General features: G+C 48.8%; 12 protein-coding genes. 7 read left to right on the top strand and 5 right to left on the bottom strand.

Features of this window, described 5'->3' with window-relative positions; translation table 11 throughout:
* Window position 1: 1 nt before the first annotated feature.
* Window positions 2–1462, bottom strand: coding sequence for a hypothetical protein (locus EXT46_RS12005; RefSeq protein ID WP_130147508.1), 1461 nt, complete (start codon window positions 1460–1462; stop codon window positions 2–4).
* 285 nt (window positions 1463–1747) lie between these two features.
* Here EXT46_RS12005 and EXT46_RS12000 point away from each other — a divergent pair, with 285 nt between their 5' ends.
* A complete protein-coding gene (locus EXT46_RS12000; protein ID WP_130147506.1) occupies window positions 1748–2221 on the top strand; it encodes a VOC family protein in 474 nt (157 codons plus the stop codon).
* Window positions 2222–2251: 30 nt separating this feature from the next.
* Here EXT46_RS12000 and EXT46_RS11995 read toward each other — a convergent pair whose 3' ends face one another.
* On the bottom strand, window positions 2252–4135 hold the full coding sequence (locus EXT46_RS11995) for a propionyl-CoA synthetase (protein WP_130147504.1): 1884 nt from the start codon (window positions 4133–4135) through the stop codon (window positions 2252–2254).
* A 66-nt stretch (window positions 4136–4201) separates the two neighbouring features.
* Between EXT46_RS11995 and EXT46_RS11990 the strand changes: the two genes are divergently transcribed.
* The 4 genes from EXT46_RS11990 to EXT46_RS11975 are packed head-to-tail and all read left to right on the top strand — an operon-like array spanning window position 4202 to window position 6922.
* Window positions 4202–4501 (top strand): hypothetical protein, encoded by a 300-nt coding sequence (locus tag EXT46_RS11990; protein WP_130147502.1) that lies wholly within the window; start codon window positions 4202–4204, stop codon window positions 4499–4501.
* Window positions 4480–5121 (top strand): LytTR family DNA-binding domain-containing protein, encoded by a 642-nt coding sequence (locus EXT46_RS11985; protein ID WP_130147500.1) that lies wholly within the window; start codon window positions 4480–4482, stop codon window positions 5119–5121. Before EXT46_RS11990 ends, EXT46_RS11985 begins: the two co-directional genes overlap by 22 nt.
* A 47-nt stretch (window positions 5122–5168) precedes the next feature.
* Window positions 5169–5708 (top strand): cytochrome b/b6 domain-containing protein, encoded by a 540-nt coding sequence (locus EXT46_RS11980; protein ID WP_130147498.1) that lies wholly within the window; start codon window positions 5169–5171, stop codon window positions 5706–5708.
* Window positions 5705–6922, top strand: a complete 1218-nt coding sequence (locus EXT46_RS11975) for an erythromycin esterase family protein (RefSeq protein ID WP_130147496.1) — start codon at window positions 5705–5707, stop codon at window positions 6920–6922. The genes EXT46_RS11980 and EXT46_RS11975 overlap by 4 nt, the downstream gene beginning before the upstream one ends.
* A 36-nt stretch (window positions 6923–6958) precedes the next feature.
* On the opposite strand, the gene EXT46_RS11970 is transcribed toward EXT46_RS11975, so the two are convergent.
* Window positions 6959–8998 (bottom strand): S9 family peptidase, encoded by a 2040-nt coding sequence (locus tag EXT46_RS11970; RefSeq protein ID WP_130147494.1) that lies wholly within the window; start codon window positions 8996–8998, stop codon window positions 6959–6961.
* 208 nt (window positions 8999–9206) lie between these two features.
* Between EXT46_RS11970 and EXT46_RS11965 the strand changes: the two genes are divergently transcribed.
* Window positions 9207–9590, top strand: a complete 384-nt coding sequence (locus EXT46_RS11965; protein WP_045978240.1) for an MmcQ/YjbR family DNA-binding protein — start codon at window positions 9207–9209, stop codon at window positions 9588–9590.
* A 7-nt stretch (window positions 9591–9597) separates the two neighbouring features.
* Here the strand turns inward: EXT46_RS11965 and EXT46_RS11960 are convergent, their stop codons facing one another.
* Window positions 9598–10023 (bottom strand): CBS domain-containing protein, encoded by a 426-nt coding sequence (locus EXT46_RS11960; RefSeq protein ID WP_045978239.1) that lies wholly within the window; start codon window positions 10021–10023, stop codon window positions 9598–9600.
* A gap of 207 nt (window positions 10024–10230) precedes the next feature.
* On the opposite strand from EXT46_RS11960, the gene EXT46_RS11955 reads away from it, so the two are divergent.
* Window positions 10231–10821 carry a VTT domain-containing protein gene (locus tag EXT46_RS11955; RefSeq protein WP_130147492.1) on the top strand — a complete coding sequence of 197 codons (591 nt, stop codon included), beginning with the start codon at window positions 10231–10233 and terminating at the stop codon, window positions 10819–10821.
* Here the strand turns inward: EXT46_RS11955 and EXT46_RS11950 are convergent.
* Window positions 10811–12310, bottom strand: a complete 1500-nt coding sequence (locus EXT46_RS11950) for an amidase family protein (protein WP_130147490.1) — start codon at window positions 12308–12310, stop codon at window positions 10811–10813. The genes EXT46_RS11955 and EXT46_RS11950 overlap by 11 nt on opposite strands.
* Window positions 12311–12436: the final 126 nt, after the last annotated feature.

Here is a 12436-nt window from a genome sequence, read left to right as displayed (position 1 = left end):
GTTATTTTTCTCCCTTTTTGGCTAGGTTTTCCTTCACGTACTGCTTCATTTCCTGATCCCAGAAATACATATTCATAAAGGCATGGCTGATATTGAGGTTGGTGGGCTTTAATGGCGACAGTTTATGTGAACCATTCGGGGGAAAGCGTTGTGAACTATTATGACAGCGGAAACAATTATCCATAGTGCTTTGTGTTTGCGTAAAGGTCTCTATGGTTGCGTTTGATAAATGTAAACCGCCAATAAGTAATTGCTGTCCCTTGTCATCGACGTTAGTAGCCAGTGTTTGTCCGGGTTTAAGAGCATTTGCTTGAGCAAACCAAATAGCCGAGACCTCAAAATAATTTTTTAACCATTGGCGATCTTGCGGCAGGGCAAAGTCCTTGGAAGCCAGTAAATCATCGACACTGTGGTTCAGTTGTTGTACTACTCGAATATTAGTTGGCGCTTTGAAGGTGGCTTGGGTGGCGTCATTACCCCAGGCATAACGGCGACAAACTTGGGTACTAGGGCTAAGTGTTTGGCTTTTTTCGTCAAGTGTGAGCCGGCCCGAAACACTGTAGTTTAAATTACACTCTTTGTACTTAGTATTGGCACTGTAAAACGTCCAGTCCCGCTCTGAGACAATCTGGTTGGGGTCGATGTTTTGTACTACTGGGCAGGGATCGTCATAACTGTTCTGTGGCTTAGAGCACACATTGGGAGCGTTGTCTTTATGCTCGAAAGTGGCCCAGATCATCTCCGGGTGCCCTTTGACCACGCCTGCAATATGAAACCCTACCAGGGCCAAGTACTCGTTGCTTTGTTGCGTTATATCCACCACTATTTGACCACCCTTATTTACCAACTTATAAACCGGTTGGCGGGTAACAAAATACTGGCCACTGTTGGCGGTGGTCGCATCAACGATTTTCCAAGAAGCTTTAAACTCAGCAACATTAATATCGAAGCTCAGAGATGGGTCAATCTTCTGTACACTTTTATAGTTAGTCAGATCATGCTCGCTGACAAAATCGACAAATTCAGGGTTTAAGTATTGAGAGTAGTAAACAGGTTTGCCTTGTCTGTCGACGAGTAATCCCTCAGTGCCTGCTTGCAGATACTCATCAAGTGCTTTGGCATCGCTCGACTTTGCCATTCTTGGCAGTAAACTTTCACGGTTTTCTACACCCAGTAAATCATAAGGAGTCTCAAACCCTAGGAAGCGTGGTTGTCCAGAATTATGTGGATCTTCTTGCATTAGCCACATAAACATCTGCCATGACCAGGCGTGGAACTCGCAGTTTGAAGACGAGTTAAAGTCATTGCCATCAGGCATAGTGATATTTTTAAAGCTTTGCCAACTCTGTGGCGCTTGGCAGTGTTGGTCATTAAAGTCGTCGGAACTGGCGGCAACAGAGTTGGGACTGCTAAATGTCAGCAGCGAGCTACTTAGCAGCGCAAGTGCGGCAGGTGTTTTCATCAATAATCTCCTTGCTACAAAGAATCCTTTTAAAGCAGGCCTGTTTTACCTTAGGCACCCAATAATGGTGTTGGCCATAAAAGAACAGTGGGTGTAAAAGAACACGATAGATGGTCTCCCCATAATGGGTTCAACATCTAAATTTAATGTAGTTAGTTAACATTTAAATAACAATTACAGCGCATAACATTTGTACCTTAAATTGTTTTAACTTGGTTGTAGTCTGTGTTTGTATAGGCTCATCAACTAAGCTAAAGCTGAGCGATTAAAATAACCGGAGGTCATATGAGTGTGTCTGCCAAACCCAAAGGGTTTCACTCGCTTACTGCCTATTTGATTATTGATGGTGCGGCCAAAGCGATGGCGTTTTATCAACACGTATTTGCCGCAGAAATCGTAATGCAAATGCCGTTACCTGATGGCGGCATTGCTCACGGTGAGCTTAAAATAGGTGATTCATACTTGATGGTGGCTGATGCCTGCCCCGATGAACATTTTATTAGTCCTCACCAACTCGGTGGTACTCCCGTGAGTATGATGCTGTATGTGGACGATGTTGATACCACGTTCGCTCGTGCTATTGACGCAGGTGCAAAAGAGCTGCGCCCTGTGCACGATCAATTTTATGGCGACAGAGCAGGGACCTTAGCAGATCCCTTTGGCCATATTTGGACCATTGCTACCCATCAAGAGGATCTCAGTCCAGAGCAACTGCAACAGCGTATGGCTGACTTTATGAGCGAGCAACAGGATGCTTAGTGAGGGCCCACTACCGTGGGCACCGGGTCTTTAGGCACTGCGTAATTGTTGCGCTATTTGGGTGAAAATACTGGCGTCATCAATGGTAGAAGGAATTTGCAGCGCTTCGCCATCAACCAGTTGACGGAGGTTTTTACGCAGTATTTTGCCCGAGCGAGTTTTCGGTAAACGCTCAACACACAGCACTTCTTTTAAACAAGCAATGGCGCCGATTTGTGTGCGTACGCTGCTGATAAGCTCGGCGCGAATATCAGCCCAAGTCCCTGAATAACTATCTTTCAGCACCACCATTGCCATCGGCAGTTGGCCTTTCAAGGTATCACTTATACCAAACACCGCACATTCGGCAACAGCGGGGTGGGCAGCAACGATTTCCTCCATTTCGCCGGTGGATAATCGATGCCCGGCGACATTAATCACATCGTCGATACGGCCCATGATAAACACGTAGCCTTGCTCATCGATGTAGCCGCCATCACCACAGAGATAATAGCCAGGGTAGGTACTTAAGTAACCGGCTTTGAAGCGTTCATTGTTTTGCCAAATGGTCGGTAAACACCCCGGAGGCAGTGGTAACTTAATGGCAACCGCACCACTTTCACCTGCAGCGCAGGGGGTGCCATCAACATCAAGTATATGCACATCGAAACCGGGAGTGGGCACACTGGCACTGCCCGCTTTGATTGGTAAAGGTTCAATGCCTATGGGGTTACAGGCAATGGCCCAGCCGGTTTCAGTTTGCCACCAGTGATCTAATACGGGTAACTGTGTGGTTTCGGTTAGCCACTCATAAGTGGGCGGATCGAGGCGCTCTCCAGCTAAAAAGAGCCGCTGTAAACTTTGCGTGTTATGGCGCTTAAACCCTGCGCCATTAGGGTCTTCCTTTTTTATCGCGCGAAAAGCGGTTGGCGCGCTAAACAACGCATTTACTTGATGTTCTTCAACCACACGCCAAAAGGCACTGGCATCAGGGGTTCGCACTGGCTTGCCCTCATATAAAACCGTAGTACAGCCGTAGATCAGCGGCGCGTATACAATATAGGAATGGCCGACCACCCAGCCGATGTCCGATGCAGCCCAAAACACCTCCGCCGGTTTCATGGCGTAAACCACTTCCATACTGTAATGCATTGCCAGGGCATGGCCGCCATGCTCGCGCACGACCCCTTTTGGGGTGCCGGTTGTCCCCGAGGTGTAGAGAATATATAAGGGGTGATCTCCGGCTACGGGAACAGCGTCAACGGCGGTGGCTGTTTGCATTGCTTGATGCCAGTCAACATCACGCATGGGGCTCAATTCAGCAGGGCATTGTGGGCGCTGGTAAATAATACAGTGCTGCACCTTATGATGTGCCTTGGCTAGGGCTTCGTCAATGAGTGGTTTGTAAGCGATGACACGCTCTACTTCAATGCCGCAAGAGGCGCCGAGCACCAGCTTGGGTGTGGCATCATCAATGCGCACCGCTAATTCATGCGCCGCAAAGCCGCCGAATACCACCGAGTGAATGGCGCCCAAGCGTGCACAGGCGAGCATCGCTATCACTGCTTGCGGGATCATCGGCATGTAAATCACCACTCGGTCACCTTTGCCGACGCCTAATTCACGCATGACTCCAGCAAAGTGAGCCACTTCATCGCGCAGTTCGCGGTAGCTGTATGTTTGTTGCGTGGCGGTGACGGGTGAGTCATAAATCAGCGCTGGGCGCTCACCATAACCTTGGTTAACGTGACTATCTAATGCCAAGTAACTGGTATTGAGTTTGGCATCGGCAAACCAATGATAAAGCCCTTGTGAGTCTTGATGGTAAGCCTCAGTGGGTGGCGTATGCCAATCGATGCGCTGGCTCTGGTGCATCCAAAATTTCACTGGGTCGCTTTGAAACTGCTGGTAAATGCGCTGATATTCGCCCGCCATAATTACTTTCCTCGTATTACATGTGAGAGACCCTACAAAATGTAGGCTCTTTTTCGGGCAAGCTGTATGCGACCTTGGTCTGTGCTGCATGGCTTTGTTTATCGCGTTAGATTTGTTATTTTTGCCAATCTATTAGGACAATGGATTGACACCATGACTTGGCTGCAGCGCTGGCAACAGCTTAGCCACCCAACGCTGAAACTGGGCGTCTTATGGGTAGCCTCGCTTTTTATATTTAATTTCTATTGCTTGTTTTGGCGCCACTACGTGGGTGGTGCACGCTGGGACTTTATCGACTCACAGTTATTTTGGGTGAAAGAGTGGGGGCTTTATGGGGGCTATCTATGGCAACAATATACGCGCTAACACGTTTTCAGCGAGTGTATAAACCGCTGCTGTTGAGCTGTGCTGTGGTGAGTGTGTTGTTGCTAAGTTATATCCGAGTGTCGCTCGATTTCGATTTTTACGGTCCTAATTGGGCTGGCGCGGTCATTAATTTACTACCTAAGTACACCTTTGCAGTGCTTTTGGTGATGGGAGCCATTTACCTGAGCTTGGTAACCAAGGTGAAAGCGCGCGACTCAGTTAACGGGGCCGATATCGCTCCTGCATGTCTCACAGTGCAGCATCGGGGCATGGAAAAAGCGCTCGCTATCAGTGATATTCAGTATGTGCGCGCTGCAGGCAATTATGTTGAGGTTGTCGATGCTGATAGCCGTTACTTGGTGCGCACCACCATTAAACAACTGAGTGAGCAGCTAGGCGCGGCGCCAATGATACGCGTCCATCGCAGTTACCTGATTAACCTACACCACGTACGTGAGCTTAAGCCATTGGAAAATGGCAAAGCGCAGGTGTTAGTGGGTGAGGATCATTGGGTACCAGTGAGCAAAACTTTTAAACCAGCGCTGAAGCAAGTATTAACTCAAAGCACACAGCCAGGCATTTCGTCACAAACTCAGTTGTTTCATCACAAAGTTATTTAAATCAATGCGTTAATAAGTACCTTTGAAGAAAAAAGAGGAGGTACTTAATGACTTATGCAGGTGTAAACCGACTACTACATTGGCTGATGGCGGGGCTTATTTTGGGGTTGCTGACCCTGGGATATTACATGACTTATGTCGCCGACTATGGCCTATATCACTTACACAAATCCGTTGCCGTGGTGGTGGCATTATTGCTGCTACCCAGACTGATGCTGCGCTGGTTCAGGCCCTGGCAGAGCACGGTTAAAGGTAAGGGCGCGAAAGCGGTGCATGGCTTTCATTGGTTGTTGTTGGTGCTGCTGGTAATAATGGTGGTGTCGGGCGCTGCTTACAGCGGCTTTGGTGGTTATGGCATTGCTTTATTCGATTGGCCGTTGTTGGCGCAAAACATAGATGCTCAGCAGCAAGTTGTTGCTCACTCAGCCGCGCTTAGCGACTGGGGATTGGCGGTGCACATATACTGTGCTTGGGCGCTGTGCTTTACACTGGCTATCCACGCATTGGCAGCGTTGAAGCACCACTTTATTGACCGAGATGGGACATTAATACGGATGTTAGTCGGCGAAAAAGGAGCGCGACTATGAAGTGGCTAGTAACCTTATTGTTGAGCGTGTATGCAGCCGCGTTAAGCGCTACAACAATAGAGAAAATAAACCTTGATAACCACTGTGAACAGGCCAATTTTGCGCGCTTTGGCGAGGCGATTGGCGATGCACGTATTGTTATGCTGGATGAACTGACCCATGGCGAGCAACAGAACTTTGCACTCAAGACCTGTTTGGTGCGTTATTTACACCAACACCAAGGCTTTGATGCGCTGATACTGGAAAGCGGTCTATTTGATGTTGCGCAAATCTGGCAACAGAGCGGTCAAGCTATCACTGCTCAAGCACCGGGCAATATTTTTTATATGTACGCCGCAAGTGCGTCAGTGCAAGCGCTCATGCGGTATATTGACGCACAGCGAGACAGTGAACGGCCTTTGCAGCTGGCTGGCTTTGACGGCCGTCTCAGTGGTGAATATTCTAAGGCGCAGGTCAGCGAATTTATCATCCAGCAAAGTCAGCGTTTCATCCCAAGTGTTGCCAAAGAGGTCGACTGGGAAGCGTTTAAGCGCACCAACGCAGCGGTGCTTAAGCGCCAACCACAGCATATTAATGCAAAGCAGCAACAAGCCTATGTTGCTACCTCATATCGCCTCCAGCACGCTCTAAACACGGCTGTCAGCGACCAGCAAGGATACCAAGGGCCAAAGTATGTTGCCCGGTTACTCCATGGTTTAGTGCTCGTGGCGCAGTCGATGGCAGGGCAGCGACGTCATGACGAGCACGACTTGGCTATGGCCGACAACGTGAAGTGGTTACTGAGCAGTGAATTGGCAGATAAAAAAGTGATTATCTGGGGTCACTATATCCACTTAAACTATGGCGGTTTTATTGAACATCACTATGCAAACTTAGGCACTGTGCTGAAGCAACACTTTGGCGATAGCGTGCACTCAGTGCATATTAGCGCCGCCAGTGGCGAATATCGCGACTATGTGACGATGGCGACTAAACAGATTCTGGCCCAGCCACAGCAATTTGAACGTTTAGTTGCGCAACAGCATGAATTGCAAACACATCAAGCACTCTTTATTGATAGCGCGGCAATGCAGCGCTTTGTGCAAAATGCGCCCTCTACTAGCGTATTGTTTGGCCATCAATATCGTTACGGCATTGCTTTAGCGCAGTGGCAGCAATACTGGGATAGTCTCTTTGTTTTGGCGCACACCAAAGCGTCGAAAGAGCAGCCATAAACCTATGCGGGGCAGTATGCCCCGCTGATATTGAGGTTATTTCCTGTAGCGCTCGAACCAGGCTAATGTATGCTCTATTTTGGCAATCATCCGCGAGGGGCGCCCAGCAATACCGTGGGCGGAGCCAGGTACACGGATCAGTACGGTATCTACTTTTTGCAGTTTTAACGCTTGATAGAACTGCTCGGACTCCGATATGGGCGTACGGCGGTCCTGCTCCCCTGTCATGATCATTGCCGGTGTGGTGACGTTGCCCACTAACGACAGCGGCGAGCGTTGCCAGTAGTGGCTGAGATTGTCCCACGGCATGCCCGGAAATTGGTTACGAATTTGCCCTAAATAACTGTCGGCGGTAAGCACTTTACTGACCCAATTGATCACCGGCTTGGTGATTGCCGCAGCATTAAAACGGTCGCTCAAACCAATGGCGTAGGCAGCAGCAATGCCGCCGGCAGAGCCGCCAGCAATGAAGAGGTTGTTTTTATCGATAAAGCCTTTAGCGATTAATGCGTCAACGGCGGAATTATGATCGGCAAAATCTTCCTTTGAGGAATACTTACCATCAAGTAACAAAGCAAAGTCTTTGCCGTAGCTGGTGGAGCCGCGATAATTCATATAGACCACCACATAGCCAGCGGCCGCATAGCGCTGTAATTCGGCGCTAAAGCTGGGGCCATAGGCTAGGTGTGGGCCGCCATGAATTTCCACCAACAGTGGATATTGCTTGGTCGTATCAAAATCAGGAGGGGTGATATACCAGCCATGAATAGGTTCACCATCAAGCTGCGATTCAACCGTTAACTCATGCACTTGCCCTAAGGTTTTATGGCCGAGCAGGTCCTCATTGAGCGCCGTTAGTGTGCGCTGCTTGTTGCGGTGAAAATACCCTAAATCAGCGGGGCGCTCAGCACTGCCCTGAGTAAAAGCGAGGGCGCCATTGCTTGCCATGGAAAATTCACCACTGACATAAGGGCGACCTATGGATGTGCCTGCGACTGAGCTGACGCGTTCAGTGATGTTTCCTGCGCGGGTTAGGGTGGCAAGCTTACGTTGACCGCGATCGTCGTACTGAATGACAAAATCCCCTTTGCCCGCCCATTGATAATAGCCGACAGCGCGATCCAGTGCTGATGTCAGTGACTTGACGGCCCCGGACTTGAGGTTTAACAAGTTCAGCTCGGTATTAACGTAAGGAACAGCGGCGTTACCTCGGGATAGAAAGGCTAGCTGCTGAGCATCATGACTGAATTGGGGGTGGGTCTCACGGCCGGGCAAATCGGTGAGCTGTGTCGTGCTATAGGTGCCAATATCCACGCCATACAGGTCAAGCTCAGTGGTGCGATACTCCCAATCAGGGTGCTGATCCGAGGCATACACAACTTGTGTCGCATCTGGGCTCCAAGCCAATGGCCCATAATGTTGATAATCGCCTTGTGTTAATTGCCGTGGTGCGCCGCCCTCGGCTGGAAGCACAAACACATGACGAAAGCTGGGCGTTAAAAAGCCTTGGCCATCGGCTTGGTAGCGCGCTTTGTCAATAACTGTAACTGGTTCAGACCAGTCGGCGCCTTTGGGTTTTTTCGGTAACTTCACTGATTTTACAAAATCGGAAGGGCCTTGTGGCACCGTCATGGTAAAGGCCAGCTGTGTGCCGTCAGGAGACCACGTGAGGTCGCGCACTGGTTTTGGCAATTGTGATAATAACGCCGTTTTATCTTGCGCCAGCCAGTGCATATGCACTTGCAACGAGCCACTGCGGTTACTGGTAAAGGCGATGCGTGTGCCATCGGGAGACCAGCGTGGCTGAGCGTAGCTATATTGATCTGCAAACAGCGGAGTATGCTCATCAGTGCTTAGGCTATAGAGCCACAGGCTTTGCTTATTGTTATCCTTCATAATGTCGTAGCCACGACGGACATACACAATGTGCTCGCCATCGGGGCTAATTTGCGGGTCGCTGGCATACTCGAGGGCAAAAATATCCTCAGAGCTGAAGGTCTTGTTGTCGGCTTGGGCGGGCAACGATGCGCCGCCAAGCAGCGCAGCTGTAAGTATCAAAGGGGTTAGCGCATTCATAAGTAAGTACTTTTTTTAACCAGAAAATATCATCCTAGGTGGGCGGGTTAATGCTGGCAACTGCAATGCGATTAACGGCGAGTATGAGTAAGTTGCGGATATGAGGTACTTTTTCAATATACTTGTGGGGTATTAGATTAAATGGTTAGATTAGGCCCTACTTGGGCGAGAGCTCGTCCTAGTTTGCTTAGCCTTAAAAGGAGTTTATATGGACAGTCAAGGCGTACATGATTATTTGCTCACTAAGCCATTGAGCTCAGTGGCGCAGCCCTTTGGCCCTGGGGTCGACGTCTACAAGGTAAAAGATAAAATGTTTGCCACCCTAGCGCTTGGAAAAATGGGGAAAGAGGATGAAGACAATCGCCACTGGCGCGTAAATTTAAAGTGTGACCCTGATGAAGCCCAGGCTCTGCGCGATATTTTCACTGCGGTCATCCCTGGTTATCATATGAATAAAAAGCTATGGAATACAGTGATACTGGATGGCTCCATTCCAGCGGGTGAAATCCAAAGAATGATAGATAATTCCTACACGTTGGTGGTGAGTAACATGCCCAAGAAAGAGCGTGAACAGATTTTGTCGTTACTTTAGTGCCCGCTTATTTACCGGCCTTGCTCTGATAACGCTCGAGTAATAGGCGCATAATATCGCGCCAAGTCACAATCCCCACCGGTTGGCGCTGTTCATTAACGATAGGCACACAGGTAATAATATGCTCGTTAAATAACTTCACCACATCAATAAGTTGCGCATGTACTGGTAAGCAAACAGGGGAATGAGTCATAATTTGGCTAACGCGTTTATTGAGAGTGGCTAAGTCGGCTTTGGATGCCGAGGCCTTACCAACATTCGGGCTTAATGCCTTAAAAATATCGCGATCAGAGACGACCCCAACTAATAACGATTGCTCTACCACCAACACATGGTGAAATTGCGTGCGTTTGAAAATATCGTTGACAACGCGCAGGGTGTCATCGGGTGAACAAGTAACCACTGGCGTGCTCATTAAGTTACTTAACTTCATAGGCGCTGGTTCCCATACAGAAACGGTTAAAGTGACTGCTGATACACTGTTTTTATTATGACATTTAACAGTCTTATACGTGACTAAAAGCCTATAAGACTGCATTAAGTGTAGTAAATATAAGCTTATAAAGCTTCTTTGCTGACTAAACAATAACAGAGTCATTAGTACACACTAAACTTTTGAATTTTATACAAGGCACTTTGGATGGCAATTTCAAAAACGTTAAAGCATAAGACCCAAAAACTCGTAGACTCGAAGCATATGCTTAAAGGCATCACTTTCGCTTCTTTTTTAGAGTCGACCATTGTGCCTATTCCTTTAGAAGCGGTGATGGTGCCATTGATGCAAGCACGACGAGATAAACTATGGTTAATCGCGTTGATGGCTACTTTGGGCTGTATAGTCGGTGCCTTGTTTGGTTATGCCATCGGTTATTTTTTGTTTGACCTGGTCGGTCAGTGGGTTATTGATACGTTCTCTAGCCCTAAGCAATTTGAACAAGTCAAACAACAGATGCAAGCACAAGGGTTCTGGTTTGTGCTCACGTTAGGTATTGCACCTATTCCTTTTCAAATAGCGATGCTGGCTGCGGGAGCGACCAAGTACTCCCTATTAATGTTTGTTTTAGCCAGTGCGATAGCGCGCTCAATTCGCTATTTTGGCTTGGCGGCGGTGGTCTATTTTGCTGGTAATCATGCCGAGCGAGTGATCAGAAAACACAAAACAAAGGCCATTGCTGGCCTCTCTATTGCGGTGCTTTTATTGTGGTGGGCAGCCAACGCGCTTAAAGGCTAGTGTGCTCAAGCAGTGAATCAATGGTTTTGGCCGCTGCAATGGCTTGTTCATCGCCGCCGACATTCGCCATAACAGAAAACCCTACAGGCAGACCCTGAACATCAGCTAAAGGCAGAGTAATGTGGAGCGTACCTGCCACGGCAGCGAGCGTGCTGGCGCCACCGAGATAATGATCGCCATTAATTTTATCAATCTTCCATGCCGGAGAGTTCGTGGGGCTAATGATGGCATCAAGCTGATTTGCTGTGAACCAATGTTGTAGTGCATTACGCGCAGTGAGGCGATACTGCTGTGATGCCTTTAAGTAATCTTCACGTTGAGCTTGTAAATCGATGGCATTTGCTTGATGTAACAGCTCTTGACCGAAGTAGGGCATGGTGCGATCTTGGTGCTGTTCATTAAAGGCGATCAGCTGGCTTAGCGTTTTCACCTTTACCTGCGCTGGCGTGGCGGCCAGATAGGCGTTCACATCGCGTTTGAATTCATACAATAACACTTGGAACTCTTGGCGGTACATACTACCCAGATCAGCTTGAGGCAGTTCGATAAGTTTAATGCCATGGCGCTCTAATTGCTTGAGCTGCTTTTTAAACACAGCCTGGGTCTCGGCGGTAAAGTGGCTGTAATCAACATAGCCAAGTGTTAATTCCTTTGCCCTACTGGGCTTTACCTCTGTGTAATTGATGGTGCGAAAGGCGTGGTGATTTGGGTCTTGGGCGTCGGGTGCGGCGATGACCTGAGTCGCTAATAACACATCCGCTAGCGAATTAGCCATTACTCCAACGGTATCCTGACTTTCAGCTAGCGGCACCACACCCACGCGGGAGACTTGACCATAGCTAGGTTTGAGCGCATAAACACCATTTGCCGCAGCAGGGCAGACAATCGAGCCGTCGGTTTCAGTGGCTAACGCGAGGGGCGCGAAGCCCAGCTTTACCGCCACGGCTGAGCCAGAACTGGAGCCGCATGGGCTACGGGTTGCATCAACGGCATTAGCCGTTTGCCCACCTAGGGTACTCCAACCAGATGAAGAGCTGTTGGAGCGAAAGTTCGCCCACTCGCTAAGATTGGCTTTACCGAGGATAATGGCTCCGGCGCTGCGTAACTGAGAAATGACCGGGGCATCGGCGCTGCTGATATTCTGCTCCAAGGCTAAGGCCCCAGCTGTGGTGGCCATGTCAGCAACGGCTATATTGTCTTTCACCAGTACCGCCATACCATGAAGTGGTCCTTGCCATTGACCTTCACGAGCCAAGTTATCAAGGCGCTGCGCATCGTGTAGGGCGTTATTATTAATCGCCATCACCGCATGATAGTTATCATTTAGCGCGTCAATACGTGTTAAATAGTGTTGGGTAAGCTTAGTGGCAGAACTCTGTTCACTATGGAGCTGTTGCTGAAGGTGCGACAATGTTTTGGTCTTTTGCGCATTGGCGCTGAAGGCCATACTCAAGAGCAGTGCTGATATCGTAAGCCGGGTGTGGTTCACGAGCGTATCCTTATTGTTATTATGTGCCTTTAGATTAGCGGCCTTCGTTATCTGCGGTCAACTGCAATAGGTTGAGTGAAGTGCTTGCCAACATTGGTGCCATTTGCGTTACTATGGCTTCTTTCA

This window comes from Pseudoalteromonas sp. CO325X (assembly GCF_004208955.1).
In the GTDB taxonomy this organism is placed as follows: Bacteria; Pseudomonadota; Gammaproteobacteria; order Enterobacterales; family Alteromonadaceae; genus Pseudoalteromonas; species Pseudoalteromonas ruthenica.
This window is presented reverse-complemented; position numbering and strand designations above follow the sequence as displayed.

What these genes read in the sequence shown, in the direction of transcription:
- EXT46_RS11955 (WP_130147492.1), top strand. Translation starts at nt 10,231, where the DNA reads ATGGCAATTTCAAAAACGTTAAAGCATAAGACCCAAAAACTCGTAGAC.
- EXT46_RS11965 (WP_045978240.1), top strand. Translation starts at nt 9,207, where the DNA reads ATGGACAGTCAAGGCGTACATGATTATTTGCTCACTAAGCCATTGAGC.
- EXT46_RS11990 (WP_130147502.1), top strand. Translation starts at nt 4,202, where the DNA reads ATGCGACCTTGGTCTGTGCTGCATGGCTTTGTTTATCGCGTTAGATTT.
- EXT46_RS11985 (WP_130147500.1), top strand. Translation starts at nt 4,480, where the DNA reads ATGGCAACAATATACGCGCTAACACGTTTTCAGCGAGTGTATAAACCG.
- EXT46_RS12000 (WP_130147506.1), top strand. Translation starts at nt 1,748, where the DNA reads ATGAGTGTGTCTGCCAAACCCAAAGGGTTTCACTCGCTTACTGCCTAT.
- EXT46_RS11980 (WP_130147498.1), top strand. Translation starts at nt 5,169, where the DNA reads ATGACTTATGCAGGTGTAAACCGACTACTACATTGGCTGATGGCGGGG.
- EXT46_RS11970 (WP_130147494.1), bottom strand. Translation starts at nt 8,998, where the DNA reads ATGAATGCGCTAACCCCTTTGATACTTACAGCTGCGCTGCTTGGCGGC.
- EXT46_RS11975 (WP_130147496.1), top strand. Translation starts at nt 5,705, where the DNA reads ATGAAGTGGCTAGTAACCTTATTGTTGAGCGTGTATGCAGCCGCGTTA.
- EXT46_RS11995 (WP_130147504.1), bottom strand. Translation starts at nt 4,135, where the DNA reads ATGGCGGGCGAATATCAGCGCATTTACCAGCAGTTTCAAAGCGACCCA.
- EXT46_RS12005 (WP_130147508.1), bottom strand. Translation starts at nt 1,462, where the DNA reads ATGAAAACACCTGCCGCACTTGCGCTGCTAAGTAGCTCGCTGCTGACA.
- EXT46_RS11960 (WP_045978239.1), bottom strand. Translation starts at nt 10,023, where the DNA reads ATGAAGTTAAGTAACTTAATGAGCACGCCAGTGGTTACTTGTTCACCC.